The sequence below is a fragment of the Caulobacter zeae genome (assembly GCF_002858925.1).
GTDB classification, from domain to species: Bacteria; Pseudomonadota; Alphaproteobacteria; order Caulobacterales; family Caulobacteraceae; genus Caulobacter; species Caulobacter zeae.
In genome coordinates this window covers 13053-30163 of sequence record NZ_PJRS01000034.1, presented here as the reverse complement: position 1 = coordinate 30163, position 17111 = coordinate 13053, and the positions used below count along the sequence as shown (strand labels likewise).

At 69.1% G+C, this 17111-nt stretch carries 17 protein-coding genes; 3 read left to right on the top strand and 14 right to left on the bottom strand.

Annotated elements, in window-relative coordinates; genetic code table 11:
• Positions 1–6 precede the first annotated feature (6 nt).
• Genes SGCZBJ_RS16560 through SGCZBJ_RS16550 form a run of 3 tightly spaced genes read left to right on the top strand, consistent with a single transcriptional unit; the run spans position 7 to position 4334 of the window.
• The gene (locus SGCZBJ_RS16560; protein ID WP_101719095.1) at positions 7–816 is read left to right on the top strand and encodes a fimbrial biogenesis chaperone; all 810 of its coding nucleotides are present in this window, start codon (positions 7–9) and stop codon (positions 814–816) included.
• Positions 782–3337 carry a fimbria/pilus outer membrane usher protein gene (locus tag SGCZBJ_RS16555; protein WP_101719094.1) on the top strand — a complete coding sequence of 852 codons (2556 nt, stop codon included), beginning with the start codon at positions 782–784 and terminating at the stop codon, positions 3335–3337. Before SGCZBJ_RS16560 ends, SGCZBJ_RS16555 begins: the two co-directional genes overlap by 35 nt.
• 1 nt (position 3338) lies before the next feature.
• Positions 3339–4334, top strand: coding sequence for a hypothetical protein (locus SGCZBJ_RS16550; RefSeq protein WP_101719093.1), 996 nt, complete (start codon positions 3339–3341; stop codon positions 4332–4334).
• Positions 4335–4426: 92 nt separating this feature from the next.
• On the opposite strand, the gene SGCZBJ_RS16545 is transcribed toward SGCZBJ_RS16550, so the two are convergent.
• The 14 genes from SGCZBJ_RS16545 to cpaB form a co-directional block, all read right to left on the bottom strand.
• Entirely contained in the window at positions 4427–4831 is a 405-nt protein-coding gene (locus tag SGCZBJ_RS16545) for a hypothetical protein (protein ID WP_101719092.1), read from the bottom strand.
• Positions 4832–5318: 487 nt separating this feature from the next.
• A complete protein-coding gene (locus SGCZBJ_RS16540) occupies positions 5319–5945 on the bottom strand; it encodes a helix-turn-helix transcriptional regulator (RefSeq protein ID WP_101719091.1) in 627 nt (208 codons plus the stop codon).
• 291 nt (positions 5946–6236) lie between these two features.
• A complete protein-coding gene (locus tag SGCZBJ_RS16535) occupies positions 6237–6743 on the bottom strand; it encodes an A24 family peptidase (protein WP_101719090.1) in 507 nt (168 codons plus the stop codon).
• A 22-nt stretch (positions 6744–6765) separates the two neighbouring features.
• On the bottom strand, positions 6766–7281 hold the full coding sequence (locus tag SGCZBJ_RS16530) for a tetratricopeptide repeat protein (protein ID WP_101719089.1): 516 nt from the start codon (positions 7279–7281) through the stop codon (positions 6766–6768).
• A 2-nt stretch (positions 7282–7283) separates the two neighbouring features.
• Positions 7284–8243, bottom strand: a complete 960-nt coding sequence (locus tag SGCZBJ_RS16525; RefSeq protein WP_101719088.1) for a type II secretion system F family protein — start codon at positions 8241–8243, stop codon at positions 7284–7286.
• 9 nt (positions 8244–8252) lie between these two features.
• Entirely contained in the window at positions 8253–9248 is a 996-nt protein-coding gene (locus SGCZBJ_RS16520) for a type II secretion system F family protein (protein WP_101719087.1), read from the bottom strand.
• Positions 9249–9252: 4 nt separating this feature from the next.
• The gene (locus tag SGCZBJ_RS16515; RefSeq protein WP_101719086.1) at positions 9253–10599 is read right to left on the bottom strand and encodes a TadA family conjugal transfer-associated ATPase; all 1347 of its coding nucleotides are present in this window, start codon (positions 10597–10599) and stop codon (positions 9253–9255) included.
• Positions 10600–10602: 3 nt separating this feature from the next.
• Positions 10603–11820, bottom strand: a complete 1218-nt coding sequence (locus SGCZBJ_RS16510) for a CpaE/TadZ family protein (RefSeq protein ID WP_101719085.1) — start codon at positions 11818–11820, stop codon at positions 10603–10605.
• A complete protein-coding gene (locus SGCZBJ_RS16505; RefSeq protein ID WP_101719084.1) occupies positions 11817–12410 on the bottom strand; it encodes a TadE/TadG family type IV pilus assembly protein in 594 nt (197 codons plus the stop codon). The genes SGCZBJ_RS16510 and SGCZBJ_RS16505 overlap by 4 nt, the downstream gene beginning before the upstream one ends.
• The gene (locus SGCZBJ_RS16500; RefSeq protein WP_205685401.1) at positions 12407–12847 is read right to left on the bottom strand and encodes a TadE family protein; all 441 of its coding nucleotides are present in this window, start codon (positions 12845–12847) and stop codon (positions 12407–12409) included. The genes SGCZBJ_RS16505 and SGCZBJ_RS16500 overlap by 4 nt, the downstream gene beginning before the upstream one ends.
• A gap of 64 nt (positions 12848–12911) precedes the next feature.
• Positions 12912–14342: a pilus assembly protein TadG-related protein gene (locus SGCZBJ_RS16495; protein ID WP_165799346.1), complete on the bottom strand. Its 1431-nt coding sequence runs from the start codon at positions 14340–14342 to the stop codon at positions 12912–12914.
• A gap of 56 nt (positions 14343–14398) precedes the next feature.
• A complete protein-coding gene (locus SGCZBJ_RS16490; RefSeq protein WP_133149276.1) occupies positions 14399–14701 on the bottom strand; it encodes a hypothetical protein in 303 nt (100 codons plus the stop codon).
• The gene (locus SGCZBJ_RS16485; protein WP_165799345.1) at positions 14688–16073 is read right to left on the bottom strand and encodes a type II and III secretion system protein family protein; all 1386 of its coding nucleotides are present in this window, start codon (positions 16071–16073) and stop codon (positions 14688–14690) included. Before SGCZBJ_RS16485 ends, SGCZBJ_RS16490 begins: the two co-directional genes overlap by 14 nt.
• 71 nt (positions 16074–16144) lie before the next feature.
• Complete coding sequence (cpaB, locus tag SGCZBJ_RS16480; RefSeq protein ID WP_101719079.1) at positions 16145–17038, bottom strand: Flp pilus assembly protein CpaB; 894 nt, start codon at positions 17036–17038, stop codon at positions 16145–16147.
• Between the last annotated feature and the right edge of the window lie 73 nt (positions 17039–17111).

Sequence of the window (17111 nt, the reverse complement as noted above, 5' to 3'; positions counted from 1 at the left end):
CACCGAATGACTCGTTCGAAAACCTTCCGAGGGCGCTTGCTGGGGGCGGCATGCGCCGGTCTCCTGGCCCTCGCGGGGCTGGCGGCGCAGGGGGCGCCGGGCCTGGGCGGAAGCGCCCTGGCCATGACCGTCCAGCCTGTCGTCATCGATCTGAAACCGACCGGTCGGGGCATGTCCCAGATCGTCACGGTGCAGAACACCTTCGCCAACCCGCTGCCGGTCGAGCTGCGCGCCGAGGAGCTGTCCTTCGACGAAAAGGGCGCCCACCCCAGCGACACCCCGACCAACGACCTGCTGATCTTTCCGCCCCAGGCGGTGATCCAGCCGGGCGAGACCCAGTCGTTCCGGATCCAGTGGGTGGGCGACCCGGCCCTGGCGCAAAGCAAGCACTACTACGTCACCGTCGCCCAGATGCCGGTGAAGCTGCCGGAGGGCCAGTCGGCCATCCAGATCCTCTACAACTTCCAGGTCCTGGCCAGCGTCGCGCCCTCGGGCGGCAAGCCGGCCCTGGCCCTGTCGAAGAGCGAGATCGGCGCGGACGCCGACGGCAAGCCCGTCCCGGTCGTCTACGTCGCCAACACGTCCAACACGCACGGATACCTGTCCCGCGGAAAGCTGAAGATCATCGAGAAGGACGCCGCGGGCAAGGCGGTCTTCTCGCGGACCATTCCCGGTCCGGAGATCCAACAGACGATCGGCTTCGGCCTGATCGCCCCCGGCCAGACGCGGCGCATCGCCGTTCCCATCGAACTGCCCTTGACGGCGGCAGCAGGAGGCTCCCTTGAGGCCCAATTCTCGTCCGACGAAGGGCGCTAGGTCGCGCGCCTACCGCCGCTGGCTGATGGCGGGATGCCTGGCCGGCGCGGTCCCCTTCGCCGCCCCCTTGGCCGCCATGGCCGAGCCCATTCCCTACGCCATGCTGGCCTCCACCCAGGAGCCGACCAGCGCGCCCTCGGCCGGCGCCGCCACCGCGGCCGACGCCCGCCGTCAGCTGAACCCCACGGGTCGCGACGTGACCCTGACGGTGCCGCTGAAGGACGGCGAGTTCTATGTCGGCGACATGCCGCTGGCGATCTCGGCCGACGGCCAGCTGTCGATGCCGTCCGACCGCCTGCTCAGCCTGGTCGCGCCGCTGCTCGACGCTCCTGCGGTCGGCGCGCTGCGCACGGCCCTGGCCGGACGTAGCGTGGTCTCGCCCGAGGTGGTCGCCTCGGCCGGCATGACCATGACCTACGACCCCCGGGCGCTCGAACTGCGGATGAACATTCCGCCCGAGCTCAAGGTGGTGCGCAGCCTGCAGGTCACGCCGATGGACCGCATGGGCCTGGGCTCCTACGTCGCCCCGGCCGGCTTCAGCGGCTATCTCAACATCCGCGGCTCGGTCGACTACGTGGAGCAGGGCTTCGACGAAGGCCTCGGCGACCCGACCTTCCTGCTCGACAGCGCCGTGCGCCTGAACGGCCTGGTGTTCGAGAACGAGGCCGTCTGGCAGCCGGGCGGCAACGAGGACTTCCAGCGGCTGGGCACGCGCTTCGTCTATGACGACGTCAAGAACGTGCTGCGCTGGACCGCCGGCGACCTGCAGGCTGTCGGCCGCGGCTTCCAGGCCGCGCCCGACATGGCGGGGATCTCGATCTTCCGCTCCTACAGCGTGCTGCAACCGCAGACGATCGCCCGCCCGCGTGGCCGCGAGAGCTTCACCCTGGCCCGCTCGTCCGACGTCAGCGTGATCCTCAACAACCAGCTGACCCGGCGCATCCGCCTGGATCCCGGCCGCTACAACGTGCGCGACTTCCCGTTCGCCCAGGGCGCCAACGACGTGCGCCTGGTCATCGAGGACGACACCGGCCGTCGTGAGACGTTGCAGTTCAACGTCTTCTTCGACCGCTCGCAACTGGATCCCGGACTGTCGGAATTCGGCCTGTTCGCCGGCGTGAAGGCGCCGCTGCTGCTCGACGGCCCCGACTACACCGAGGAGTGGACGGTCAGCGGCTTCTATCGCCGCGGCATCACCGATCGGGTGACACTGGGCGTCAACGGCCAGGCTGACGACACCACCGTCATGATGGGCGCCGAGGGCCTGTTCGGCACCAAGGTCGGCACGCTGGGCGTCGATTTCGCCCTGTCGCACATCGACACCTATGGCTCCGGCTATGCGGCGATCGTCAGCTTCCAGCGGCTGTTCCAGTTCGCCGGCGGTCGCGCCGACGCCCTGAACCTGTCGTTCGAGACCCGCAGCCGCGAGTTTGGCCCGGTCGGGACCTTCTTCCCCGACAACCGCTACAACTACGAGATCGGGGTCGGCTATTCGCACGCCTTCAGCGACGCGATCTACGCCAGCTTCGATGGCCGCTACTCCAGCGGTCGCGACGAGTTCCCCGACGCCAGCGCCTATCGCCTGGGCATGGGCTATCGCCTGACCTCCAACCTCGCGGTCACGGCCAACCTCATGTACGACGACGTTCCCGGGCGCCGAGAGACTTCGGCCCTGATCTCGCTGTCCTGGCAGTTCTCGAACAATTCGAGCCTGCGGGCCGAATACGACGGCCGCGAGGACCGCGCGCGGATCGCCTACCAGACGATCCACGGCCAGGGCGTGGGCTCCTACAACGCCTTCGCCGAGGTCTCGCGCTCGCCCGACGACTCCGCCTTCAACGGCAGCGTCAACTACATCGCCAACCGGGCGGAGCTGGGCCTGTCGCACTTCCAGGCCTTTGACGGACCCGACAACGGGCGCACCTCGCTGCGGGTCGGCACCTCGATCGGCTTCGCCGACGGCGCGGTGTCGGTCGGCCGGCCGGTCTACGACAGCTTCGCCATCATCAAGGGCCACAAGAGCCTGAAGGGCGCCGACGTCGTCGTGAACCCGACCCCGTTCGGCTACACCTCGAACTCGGGCGAGCTGGGCACGGCGCTGGAAACCAACCTGGCGGCCTATGCCGAGCGGACCATCACCGTCGACGCGCCCAACGCGCCGGCTGGCTACGATCTTGGCTCGGGCTCGTTCCGTCTCTTCCCGCCGTATCGCTCGGGCTATCGCCTGGAGGTCGGCTCGGACTACTCGATCACCGCCATCGGCCGCATGGTCGACGCCGACGGCCAGCCGCTGGCGCTGGTTTCGGGTCGCGCGGTCGAGATGACGCCCGGATCCAAGAGCGAGCCGATCACCATCTTCACCAACCGCGTTGGCCGGTTCGGCGCCTCGGGCCTGCGGCCCGGTCGCTGGCGGCTCGAAATGGGGACGACGCCCCCCACGGTCTATTATCTCGACGTCCCGGCCAGCGCCGAGGGCTTCGTCAAGACCGGCGACCTCAAGCCCAACGCGTCCGGAGGCTGACATGAAACGCCGATCGCATACCCTGCTCATCGGACTGGCCGCGGGCGTCGGCGGGGTCCTGCTGGTCTCGGGCGCGGCCCAGGCCCAGTGCGTGACCTTCGATCCCGTCGTGCTCTCGGGCAATTTCGATCCGTTCAACCCCAGCGGCACCACGGTGCAGACGGTCTCTGTCACGGCTCGCCGGCCGCCGGCTGTGGGCGGCAAGAAAACGCAGGAGGTCGATTTCATCTACTTGCGCCGGCCCGACACGCCTTCGTCCCTGACGGTCGTCCAGACCTCGACCGGTGGTCAGATCCTGGAAAATCCGCCGGGGCACGTGCTCGATCCCAACAACGTCAATCCCAACGAGGTCGAGCTGAATTTCGGCGGGGTCGGCCAACCCGACGTGAAGACGTTCATGGTGACGATCACAGTGCCCAGCGGCGCCGACCTGCCTGCGGGGGCGACCGACATCTATGTCGACCAGAAATACTACTGCAAGCGGACGGGCGGCGCGGCTGACGAGTCCGGCGTGATCGCCAACTCGCTCGACATCCGCATCAACGTGCTCAGCGCCCTCCAGGCCAGTTTCGTTGGGCCGGCGCTGGACTTCGGCGAGATCGGCACGCTGACGACGGCCTCGCTGCCGTCGACGCCGAACTCGGTCAAGCAGCGCACCGGCAACGTGCGGGTGGCCAGCTCGGGGCCGTACTCGGTGGCCCTGACCTCGGCCAACCAGTTCCGGATGACCTATGCCGGCGGGAACCTGGGCACGGCCAACCAGCGGATTCCCTACCAGCTGGACTTCCTGGGCCAGTCGAAGACCACGGCCTCGCCGACCTTCAACACCGTCACCTGTTCACGGGCCGGCCTGTCGGGCCAGTATCTGGCGGTGACGCCGACTCTGCTGGAGGGCGGCGCGGGCAAGGTTCCGTCGCCGAACTACCAGGACATCCTGACGGTGACCGTGACGCCCCTGGCCGTGCCGACGGCCACCACCCCCGTCGCCTGCATGTAACCTCGGCCCAGCCTGAAAAAGCCCCGCCGGCGCGAGCCGACGGGGCTTTCTTTTTGCCGACCGCCCGGGGGGAAGGGCGGAGCAAAACGGGGTCAGAGCGCGGTGATGTTCACCGACAGGTCGCCGACCTGGCCGGCGTCGGCGCCGGGATCCAGGCGCAGGCTGTGGCTCTGCGAGGCCGCGGTGCTAGAGCGGCTGATCAGGGTGACGCCGGTCGAGGACAGCTGGATCTTCTGGCCGTCGACATAGACGGCCGCGTCGTTCAGGCCCTGGGCGTGCGTCAGGCGCACTTCGTAGCCCGAGGCGCTGTTGCAGAACTCGGTCATCCGGCCGAGGTCGGTCGGCTCGGCGCTCGAGGCGGTGGTGGCGTCAAGGCTGACGCGGCAGATGACCGGCACGTGCCCTTCGAGACGAAGCTCGTAGCTGGCGGGCGCGGCGGAGGCGGTAGTGGCGGCCAGAGCGGTGAAGGCGGCGGCCAGGATCATCGGAAAGCGCATTGCAAACCCCAGGAGTGAGGATGATGGGAGGATCATCGCGAGGGAGGGTTAAGCAGAGCGCCCTAAAGCATGGTAAATGATTTGCATAGTAAGAATGACAGCATGTCGCACTTAAATATAGCCTATATCAAATGTCTAATTTGATTTGAATAGTGCATTCTTACTATGCGTGTTCGCGGCTCCCGTTAGGTGGGGCCGCGGAGGGGATTTCTGGGTTGTGCTGGTAGGGTTGAGCGCGCAAACGCGCGATCGACCGGCGCCGGGTCAGGACGAGGGGGTGCTGATGTCCAGACCCGGCGCTCGGCGGGCGGGGCGCGCCGCCGAGGATCGTCGATGGCGTTGCGGACAGCCTCGGCGAGCCGGTCATTCGTCGCGGCGGTGACAAAACGGGGGGATTTGCCCTCGCGACCTGTAAATATTAACATATACAGATCGCGTCACAATAACTCACACTTACTAATGTTAAGAATAGTTGTCTTGCGAAACCTCATTCGAGGATGTCGGCGGAAGAAATCACCGAGACCAGTTCGGCCTGGCGGTGGACGCCAACCTTGACCATGGCGGAGGCCATCTGCACGCGCAGGGTGTTGATGCTGACCTTGCGCTCGGCGGCGATCTCGGCCGGCTCGCGGCCCTGGGCCACGCGGGCGACGATCTCGGCCTCGGCCGGCGAGAAGTTGAACATCATCCGCGCGCGCTCGGCGATATGCGGCGAGGCGCGGCCGACTTCACGGACGGTGACCAGGGCGCAGCGGAAGCCGCTGTCGTCGGTGCTGAAGGGCTCGATCAGGACCACCAGCGGCTTCTGGCTGCGCGAGCGGTGGATCAGCATGGCGCCCGAGCGGCCCTGGCGCACGGCCGCGGCGATGCGATTGTGCAGGGCCTCGGACTCGAAGCCGTTCTCGGCGGTCAGCAGGCCGCCCTTTTCCGAGAGCCCGTCGCCGTGGGCGACGTAGCTCCAGGCCAGGTCGTTGGCGGCGTAGACGCAGCCTTCGCTGTCGGCGACGATCACGCCGAAGTTCACCAGGTTGAGGATCGCGTTGGCGATGTGCGACTCGAACACGCCGCGTTCGACTTCCGAATCCACCACCTCGATCATCTTGATCAGTCCCATGTGCGACGCCCCGTATGGATCGCCGCCGGTGCAGGATGAAAGTTCTGGCCTGGTCTCGCGATGAAGCTCTCGATTGCAATGCTGTCGCGATTGAAAACCATATTGCTTTATTCTGCCCGCCGACGGCTGGTTTACTGATTGGATATTATTTCCAGCGAGCTCGCATACCCTCCATTGGGTAGTCGAAATGACTAAGAATGGAAGACAACGCTATCAAATTTGCACTAATGACGCAGTTTTCTCCTGCCAGGAGATAATCGCGCAAATACAGGAATATGCCTTTTCTTGCTTTCAAAGTTGTAAGTGGGTGAGGCGCTGGCTGACGGCCAGCATTCCCGTAGTCGTGCCGACATGCAGTGCGCCGGCCGCGATGGCCACGCCGTACGGAATGCCGGCGCGCGTGCGGATCCAGCCGCCGAAGGCGCCGGCATAGGGACGCGCGGCCAGGGCGACCAGGGCCAGGGCGCCGCCGGCGATGGCGGTGGCCACCAACAGCAGCAGCAGGTTCTCCATGCCGGCGAACAGCGCCGCGACCGCCAGCAGCTTGACGTCGCCCGCGCCGATCAGCCGCCTGGCGAACATCGGCACGCCGGCCAGCATGACCAGGCCGAAGGCGCTGAAGCTTGACAGCCAGTTGGGCGTCGACCAGGTCAGGAGCTGGGCGAAGACGAACAGCACCGCCAGGGCGGCCACGGTCCAGTTGGGGATCTTGCGGGTCCAGGCGTCCCAGCCGGCCGCGATGACGAACAGCGCGGCGTAGGCGACCGATCCGGCCAGGCGAACGAAGTCGATTTCCATCGCATAAGTCTCCAGGCGGTCCTTAGGAGCCGCCGCCGGGCATGGGGACGACCTCGGCCGGCGGTCCGCCCGCCAGGGTGGTTTGCGGCTCCGCCAACGCCTGCAGCACGCCGGTGGGCGGCTCGCGGCCTTGCAGGCGGGCGGAGTAGGCCATGTTGCTGAGCACGATCCGCGAGTGGGGGTCGGCCTCCAGCGCCCGGGCGTAGTAGCGCTCGCTGAGATCGAAGCGCCCCAGCTTGTCGTAGACCACGCCTTGCGCGTTCAGCACCCGCACGTCGGTCGGCGCGCGGGTGGCGGCCAGTTGCAGCAGCTCCAGCGCCAGGGCGTAGTCGCGGGCCTTGATGGCCTCGGCCGCGCGGCCATAGAGCCGGTCGACGGCCGCGGCGGGATCGGGCGGGGGCAGGGCGGCCAGGGCGCGGATCTCGGTCTGCGCCGGCTTGGGCCCCATCAGGGCGCTGGCCAGCTGCTTGAGCGTGGCGCAGCCCGACAGCGGGACGAGCAGGGCGCAGGCGACGGAAGCGACGAGGAGCTGGCGCATCTCTAGTGCCTCTTCATGGCGGGCATGAGGTTGTGGACGACGTCGAGGCCGGCGGGCAGCAGCAGGGCGGTGATGATCACCGGCAGGATGCAGGCCACCAGCGGGATGGTCAGCAGCACCGGGATGCGCATGGCCTTCTCCTCGCCCTTCAGGAACCGCTTCTCGCGCAGCTCGCCGGAGTAGGAGCGCAGGGTCTGGGTGATGCTGGCCCCCAGGCTGTCGGTCTGGATCATCAGGGCGGCGAAGGCCCGCAGGGCGTCGACATTGACCCGGTCGGCCATGCGCCGCAGGGCGTCGGCGCGGCTGCGGCCGGCCCGCAGCTCCTGCGAGACCTGGCTGAACTCGCGCGAGATCTCGGGGTGCGAGGGCTTAATCTCCTGGCTGACGCGGATGAAGGCCGCGTCGACGCCAAGGCCCGCCTCGACGCAGACCACCATCAGGTCCAGGGCGTCAGGGAACTGGTGCTCGAGGCGCTCGCGACGGCCGGTGGCCTTCAGGTCGACGAAGATCGCCGGGATCACCAGGCCCAGGCCGCACAGCAGCAGGGCCCCGGCGATCAGCGGCAGGCCGACCACGGGCTTGGCCGACAGTTTCTGGGCCAGCAGCAGGATCGCCGGCAGCCCCACGGCGCTGATCACCCGCACCAGGAAATAGCCTGGCACGGCGGCCGGGCCCTCGAACCCGGCCTCGGCCAGGGTCCGGGCCAGGCCCGTGCGCTTCTCCGGCGTCTCGGCGCCCGGAGCACGGGCCTGCACCCAGTTCATGAACGGGGTCTTGGGCTTGGAGTCCTTGAGCAGGCCCCCGGCGGGGCCGGTCGCCAGGGCCGCGCCGCCGGCGGCCCGTTCACGCATGCGGCGCTTGAGGGCCGCACCGGCGTCGACCTGGCGGAACACCAAGAGGGCCATGGCGCCCACCGCCAGGAAGACGGCGACCTGGAGCCCGACGGAAACAAAAAGGTCCATGGCGAGGCCTCAATACTTGAAGGTGACGATCCGGCGGATCATCAGCTGGCCGATGAGGTAGAGGACCACGACGCCGCCCACGACGGGCCAGAACGCCGGATCCGAGAACTTGGTGGTGTAGAACTCGGGGCGGAACACGCTGACCACGCCCACGCAGAACAGCGGCAGCAGGCTGAGGATCAGCGCCGACATCCGTCCCTCGCTCGACAGGGCCCGGATGCGCTTGGCCAGCGAGGCGCGGCCGCGGATCACGCTGGCCAGGCCATGCAGGATCTCGGCCAGGTTGCCGCCGGTCTCGCTCTGAATGGCGATGCTGACGGCGAAGAAGGCCACGTCTGGCGAACCGGTGCGCCGGGCCAGGTTCGACAAGGCGTCCCGGAACTCGACGCCATAGGTCGTCTCGTCCAGCACCAGGCCGAACTCGGTGCCGATCGGATCGGGCATCTCCTGGGTGACCAGGCCCACGGCCGAGATCACGGGGTGACCCGCGCGCAGGGCCCGGATCATCACGTCCAGGGCCAGAGGCAGTTGTTCTTCCAGCTTGGCCAGGCGCGCGGCGTGCCGCTGGACGATCCACATCGCCGCCACCGCGCTGCTGACCACGGCCGCGCCCACGGCGGTGACCAGCACCTGCGAGACCGGGGTCTCGACCGGCTGGCCGCGCAGGAACACCAGCGCCAGCAGCCACAGGCCGGCCGCCGCGGCGGCCACGACGCCCAGCACCTGCAGCGGACCGACCGTCAGTCCCGCCTGGCGCAGGTAAAGCGTGGCGCGGCTGTGCAGGGCGCCGTAGGGCGTGCGATCGATCCAGCTGCCGCGCGGATCGCGCACCAGCGACTCGTAGACCTTTTCCTGGCTCATGCCGGCGGCCATCAGGGTCAGGCGGCGATTGACCCGTTGGGTCTGTTCGCGCGCCGTCAGCAGAAGGCCGAAGATGGTCTGGCCGGCCAGCACCGCGGCCACGAAGGCCAGCACCAGGGCCATGGGAAAGAGCAGTCCCTGCATGGCGTCACCCCGAAATCCGACCAGGCGAAAAGAGGTTGGAGGGCAGGTCGACGCCGCGGGCGTGCAGCACCTCCATGAACCGCGGGCGAACCCCCGTGGCTTCGTAGTTGCCCGCCACCCGGCCGTCGGTCGTGCGACCCGCGCGGCGGAAGCGGAAGATCTCCTGCATGCAGATGACGTCTTCCTCCATGCCGGTGATCTCGGACACCGACACGATGCGACGGTGGCCGTCCTCCATGCGCTCGGCCTGCACCACCACGTGGATGGCCGAGGCGATCTGGCCGCGCACGGAGCGGGCGGGGATGTCCAGGCCCGACATGCCGACCATCTGCTCCACCCGCGAGAGGGCGTCGCGCGGGGTGTTGGCGTGCACCGTGGTCATCGAGCCGTCGTGGCCGGTGTTCATGGCCTGCAACATGTCGAAGGCCTCGCCCGAACGGACTTCGCCGACGATGATGCGGTCGGGCCGCATGCGCAGGGCGTTACGGACCAGTTCGCGCTGCTGCACCTCGCCCTGGCCCTCGATGTTGGCGGGGCGGGTCTCCAGGCGGCCGACGTGCGGCTGCTGAAGTTGCAGTTCGGCGGAGTCCTCGATGGTGATGATCCGCTCGCGCTCGTCGATATAGGCCGACATGGCGTTCAGCAGGGTGGTCTTGCCCGAGCCCGTGCCGCCCGAGATCAGCACGTTGCGGCGGGCCTGGACGATGGCCTCGAGCACCAGCGCCATTTCCTGGGTGATGCTGCCCAGCTCGACCAGCCGGCTCATGGCCAGCGGCACGCGCGAGAACTTGCGGATCGAGACCAGGGGGCCGTCCACGGCCAGCGGCGGGATGATCGCGTTGACGCGGCTGCCGTCGGCCAGGCGGGCGTCGACCATCGGCTGGCTCTCGTCGATGCGACGGCCGACGGCGGCGACGATCTTGTTGATGATCCTCACCAGGTGGCGGGTGTCCTGGAACCGCACGTTGGTGCGGTGCAGGCGGCCCTGACGTTCCACATACACCGTCTCGTGGGTGTTGATCAGGATATCGGTGACGCTGTCGTCCTTGAGCAGCGGCTCAAGCGGGCCAAGGCCCAGCAGTTCGTCCAGAATCTCGTCGACCAGCTGGTCGGTCTGGGCGGGGGTGAGCAGGCGCTTTTCGTCGGCCAGCAGGCCGCTGACCGCGCCGCGGATCTCCTGGCGCAGCGTCTCGCGCGGGGTGCGGTCCAGCAGGCTGAGGTTCAGAAGGTCGATCAGCCGCTGGTGCAGCCGCACCTTCAGGCCCAGGGCGTCGTCGATCGGCGCGGGCTGGGCGAAATCGGCCGCTGCGGCGTGGCTTTCGATCCGGCGGGTCTCTTCGCTCCAGAGCATGGCTTATCTCCCGACCTGGGCGAGGGCGACGGGGTGTGCGGGAACCAGGGTGTCGGCCAGGCGGCCGATCGCGGCCTCCAGCTTGCTGCCCCGGCGCACGGCGCTCAGCGCCAGGCCCTGGTTGATCGCCTGGTGCATCAGCTTGCGGTCCTCGGGGACCACCAGGTCGAAGGGGCGGCCGATGGCCTGCTCGGCGGCCTTCAGGGACAGGCCGCTGGCGCTGTCGGGTTCGACCTGGTTGCAGACCAGGGTCACCGGCACGTCGTCCAGGCGCTGGGCTGTCAGCATGTGCAGCTGGCGACGGGTCAGGTGCACATGCGGCACCGACAGGTGGGTCACCAGCACGATCCGCTGCGACTGGCGCAGCAGGCGGTTGGTCCAGGCGGTCCAGACCGTGGGCAGGTCGACCAGGGTGGTCTCGAAGTCGCGACGCAGGGCGGCCATCAGGCCGTCGACCAGGGTGGGGCTGAGGGCCTCGACCGGCATCATCTCCTGCGGGGCGCCCAGCACGGACACGCCGCTGCGATGGGTGGGCAGGGACGAAGCGAAGGGCATCTCCTCGACCGCGCCGCCGGCCGCCAGCACCTGGCCCACCGTCACCGCGTCGCCGACGTCGAGATAAAGCGCCGCGGCGCCCATCTGCACGTCCAGGTCGGCCAGGCAGACGCCGGCCGAGCCGGTGCGTCCGGCCAGCATCACCGCCGTCTGCACGGCCAGCGAGGTGGCGCCGACGCCGCCGCCGGCCTTCAGCACGCCGATGATCTCGCCACTGCGCTTGTGGGCCCGGCCGGTGTCGAGCCGGCAGAAGATCCGCTCCAGCGCGATGGCCAGGGTGGTGTCGCTGACCGGCGCGGGCAGCACGTCGGCCGCGCCCTGGTGCAGCAGGCGGCGGGTGGCCTCGATGTCGGCGCCGCGCATGGCCACCAGCACCTCGAAGCGGCCGGCCGCCGCGGCGATCCGCGAGCCCATGCGCTCCACCTCGGCCGGATCGCCGCCGTCGACGCCGACGATCAGCAGGTCGAAGGCATGGGCGGCCCGTTCGGGCCAGGCGCAGTCCAGCAGCCGGAAGGTCACCGCCGGGAACATCGCCGACAGCATCGCCACCGGCGGATCCGCGCCCAGGCCCGCGCCGCAGAGGCCGACGCGCCAGGCCGTGGGGCGGGGATTGCTCGGGGGCGGCGGCGCCACCGTCTTGGGGCGGCCGAAATGGAGCAGGCTCATGACAGGCTCTCTCCGCTGAGTGTCGACGTCATGGTTGGCAGGTTGAAGGGGGCGACGCCGAAGATCTGCAAGGCGACGCTCGTGAAGGTGAGGTTGGCGACGCTGACGCTGACCAGCGGCTCCATGTCGGGGGCATAGGGGTTGCCCACCTTGCCGATGCCGACATGGCGATAGGTGATGGTTACGTCCGCGGCCGTGATGTCGGGCTGGTAGGCCTGCATCTTGTTGAGCACGGCCGTGAAGGTGGTGTTGTCGAACCCCGGCGAGCCGCCGCTGCCCTGCGTCTGGGTGCAGGTCGTGTTCGAGCCGGTGCAGCTGAAGGCCATGTCGGGCACGGTGCCGCCGCCGCCATAGGTGGCGGTGCCGTCGTAGCCGGCCATGTAGGTCGAGACCATCGGGCTGACGACGGCCAGGCGCGCGCCCTCGCGGGTGGCGGTCTTGGCGGTGTTGATGGTCCAGCCCAGCCGGCCCATGTCGATCACCGCCAGCAGCATGACGATGAAGGCGAAGCACACCAGGCCGAACTCGGTCGCCGTGGCGGCGCTTTCGTCGCGGGCCAGCCGCGAGGCTATAGCTCGAAGACGGGTCATTCTGTCCACGCCTGTTGAGAGCTGACCGTGAACGAGGTCAGGGTGATCCCGGTCAGCGGGCCGAAGGATTCGATGTAGGGCGGCGTGGCGCTGACCTGCACGCGGGGCACGCCGGTCATGCCGTCGTAGCGGCCCGAATAGGTTCCGCCGGCGTTGCTGACGCAGGTGACGGTGACCGTCACCGTGGCGTTGCTGGTCCAGGTCGCGATCAGCGGCGAGCCGGAGCCGTCCTTGGTGCCCGTGCGCGTCAGGTTCTGGACGTTGGTGACGTCGCCGGCGTTGGTCAGGCCCGCGCAGGTCATCGGCAGGCGGGCGGCGTAGCGGGCGGCGTCGCGCACCGACGAGACGGCGATGTGATAGTTCCAGAACAGCCGTCCGGCGCCGACGAAGGCGAAGCACAGCAGCACCATGAACGGCAGCACCAGGGCGAACTCCACCGCCGCGGAGCCTTCGCGCCCGGCCCAGAGCCGTCCGGCCAGTCGTCGTGCAAGGGGAGGGCGCTCAGTCATAGAGCCGCACCGAGTAGAGCATGGTCTCCGCGCCGACCGCCGAGGTGTCGGTGGTGGCGCCGATGACCTCGCCATAGATCGAGTTGCTGACGGCCGGGCCGATCAGGAACAGGTCGACATAGGCGATGACGTGGACGGTGGAGCTGCCGTGAACGTTGTCGGCGTTGCAGTTGACGACGACGGCCGAGATCGTGCGGCGATCAGGCGTGGCCTGGCCGCCGTTCTTGTTGCACTGGGGCGCGGCGTAGTCGTGCGAGCCGCTGTTGGCGGTCTGGCCGTCGGAGAAAGCGCCGGCCGGGGTCGAGATCGCCCCGCTCAGCATGGCCAGCTCCCACTTGTAGACCTGGTAGCGGGTGGGGCTGGTGGCGCCGGCCGCCGGGGCGGGGCCGTAGGCGTTCCAACCTGTTCCCGTGGACCCGGCCGGGACTTGCGGGATGTAGGTGGTCGGGTTGATGCCCGAATGGTTGGTGGCGAAGTACTGGGCCTTGTTCCACACGCCGCTACCCACTGTGCCGGTCTGGTTGCAGTCTCGCGGCAGGCCCATGCCGCCGGCGACCGCCGCGCTGCTCGAGCAGCTGTTGCTGGGGACCGATACGCTCGGGTTGCAGGCGCTGTTGCCGGCGTTGGTCTTGGCGCCGACCAGGGTGTTCATCGCCGGGCGGAACAGCGGGTCGTTCTTCAGCCCGCTGGCCGAAGACTTGTAGATGTCGAAGCGGACGTTGAAGTAGTCGTCGGCCGAGGCGATGTTGCCGGTCTGGGTCTGCACCGTGGTTCCGAAGCACTCGGTCAGCGGCGGGTAGCGGCCCATGGCGTTCTTGACGTCCGCCGCGCCGGATCCGACCGACAGGAAGCCGAAGTTCCCTGGGCCCCAGGCGCCGTTGCCGCCGGGCGGCGGGGTCAGGACGAAGTTCTTGCCGATATAGGTGTCGCCGTCGAACACCAGGCTGGTGGACTCGTTGGGATTGCAGATCATCAGCGGCGGCACCTTGCAGATCGCCGTGCCGTAGCCGGCCACCGCGCGGGCGGTGGCGTTGAAGCCGGCGACGCCGGTCAGGGCGCCGAACACTAGGCCGCGCGAGCGCGGGGCCAGGTTGATGCGGATGAACTTGGCGGTGGCGTCGGTGGTGGCGGTGACGTCCGGGTCGCGGCTGGACAGGAAGGTGATGTCGCTGGCGGCGACGGCCACGTTGCTTTCGTAGGTGTCGCCCAGGGCCTGGCGATTGCTGACCAGGCTGCCCATGGCCGCCGTCTGGGCCCGCCCCATGGCGCCGCTCGTGCCGTCCAGCTGGCTGGCGCCGGCCAGGGCCGCGGCGTCGACGGCGTTCTCCAGCTCGGCCCGCAGGGCCAGGGCCCGGCTGACGTCGAAGGCCAGGCCCCCGATGGCGACCAGTCCGATCAGGGCCACCCCGGTGAGGGTGGCCACCGTGCCGGAGCGATCCTGGACGAAGCGACGGAGAAGGCGAGGGGCGCGCGACATGATCAGTTGGCCGGAGACTTGGCCGCTCCCTTGTTGTCGATGCTGGAGGTGGCGGCCTGGACGGGCTGGATCACCTGGTTCTTGCCGTAGCGGGTCGCCGCCAGGGCGGCCCGGACCCCGTCGCCGCCGGGCTGCAGCACGCCTTCGTAACGGGCTTCCGGATCGGCGATCTGGGCGGCGAGGTTGCTGCGCAGGGCGACGCCGAAATCGGGCGACAGGTCCTTGCGGGCGTCGGTGCAGCCGGCGAGGGCGGCCCCAGACATGGTAAGGGCCGCGGCGGCCAGCAGGATCCTATTGAAGGACATGGCCTTGAGGTCCATCGACCCCTCCCTTGGCTGGTTGCGAGCTCGATTGGGTCTTGCCCAGCAGGAACAGCTCGGTGTCGGACGGCGGCACGAAGTTGTCGGCCGGGGTCGCCTGGCGGGCCCGGGTCGGGCGCACGAGGTGCGGCGTGACCAGGATCACCAGTTCGGTCTGGTTGCGCTGGTAGCTCGTCGAGCGGAACAGCGAGCCCAGGATCGGCAGGTCGCCCAGCATCGGGAACTGTCGGATCTGGTCCTGGTAGTCGTCGCGGATCAGACCCGCGATCGTGAAGGATTCGCCGTCGCGCAGCTCGACCGTGGTCTTGGCCCGCCGCACCTTGATGCCGGGGATCCGCAGGCCGTTGCTGACGAACGAGGCGTTGGGGTCGATGCTCGAGACCTCGGGATTGACCACCAGGTTCACCATGCCGTCCTGCAGGACGGTGGGGGTGAAGGCCAGGCCGATGCCGAACTGCTTGAACTCGACCGTGATCGTCGTCTGGCCTCCGCTCTGGTTCTGGGCCACGGGGACGGGGAACTCGCCTCCGGCCAGGAAGTTGGCGGTGTCGCCGGACATGGCCGTCAGGTTCGGCTCGGCCAGGGTCTTGACCAGGCCCTTGGTCTCCAGCGCGTCGAACAGCACGTCGAGGTCGACGTCGCCGGCCCGCAGCGGGAACTTCAGCAGGCCGAAGGTGTCGGTCAGGGTGGTGGCCACGCCGGTGTCGCCGGTGCCGATGACGAAGTTGTGGTAGTTCGGCGAGGCTGGGTTGGCCGTGTTCATGTTCAGCCGCAGGGCCTTGGCCGTGGCGCGCTCCATCTCGACGATGCGCACCGAAAGCGTGACCTGCTGGCTGCCCTGGACCGACAGCATGTTGACCACCTGGCCCGGCGCGTAGCTCTCGGCCAGGGCCGCGGCCCGGCCGGCCACGGCGCCGCTGCTGGCGGTGCCGGTCAGCACGATCGACTGGTTGCCCGAGGCGACCTTCAGGTTCTCCTCGTTGGGCAGGGCGTCGCGCATCCGCTGGCGCAGGGTCTCGACGTCGGCGCCGACCACCACGTTGGCGGCGGCGACCAGCTTGCGGCCGGGGCCGTAGGCGGTCAGCGTGGTGCCGCCCAGCTTCTTGCCGACCACGTAGACCGACCGCGAGGTCAGGGGCAGCACATCGGCGGTGTCGGGGTTGCCGATCATGATGTCGGTGTAGGGAGCGGGCAGCTCCAGCACCTGGGCCTTGCCGACGGCGACATTGACCTCGACCTTGCGGACGGCGACGTCCGACAGGGCGGCGGCGGGTTGGGCCGGCGCGGTGGTCGGGACCGCCGCCAGCAGGGGCAGCAGGCCGGCGGCCGCGGCCAGCAGCGAGCGTTTCAGGGTCATGTGAGCGGGTCCTGCGCCGAGCGCGTCAGCGGCGCGCCGGCGGGAGGGATGAGGAGCGGTGCGGGCCATGGTCACAGCCCCACCCGATAGCCGGTCGTCTCGACGCCGCGGGTAACGCGGACCTCGGTCGAGGACGGCGGCATGGACGACATGGCGGGCCGCGGCGCGGCCGGACGGCGAGGGGCGACGGCCCGGACCGGCGTGGGAGCCGGCGCATTGACCTGGGTGGGGCCCATGCCTCGCGACAGGTCGGCCAGCGTCATGGTCCGGCGGCCCAGCGGCGCCTGGTCGGAGATCTGGCGCAGGGCCAGCGACACCGCGCCGACCGCCTGGGCAAGGGTGATGGCCTGGGCCTGATCGGGCGTGACCTCGACGGTGATCGCCTTGACCACCACGGGCTTGTCGGCGCCCTGGTCGTCGGACTGGTCGACGCCGACGACGCGGACGTTCTCGGCCAGCACCTGGGTCAGGCTGGTCTCGGGCTGGTTGTTGTCCTTGCTGCGGGTCAGCAGCACGTCCACCCGGTCGCCCGGCAGCACGAACCCGCCGACGCCGGCGACGTCGTTGGCCCGCAGCGACACCGCCCGCATGCCTTCGCCCAGCGAACTGGCGAGGTTGGAGCGGCCGCCCGAGCCCGACACGCGGTCGGCCAGGATCGGCTCGTTGGCGGCGATGTCCTTCAACGCGATGCGCGCGCCGCCCGGACCTGACGCGGCCTCGGGAATGGAGCGGAAAGCCCCGGCCGGCACGGCGTCGGTCGGATAGTGCGCGACCTTAAGCACGGCGGACTGGAGCTTGAAGCCTCTCGCCAGGGGCTGGGCGGCGACGACGACGGGCGTCGAGCCGGTTTCCTTGATCACCGGGGCGTCTACGCGCCCGGCGCTCATATAGACCCGTGCGGCGAGCACGGCGCCCAGGCCCAGCACAGCGGCCGCGCCAAGGGATATGACGGTTTTCGTCTGCATTGTTGCAACCCCCTCCCCACGTCAGTGGGGAGCCTGTCCTGGCTCACCACCATGGGTCGGCGACGCGGCTTGC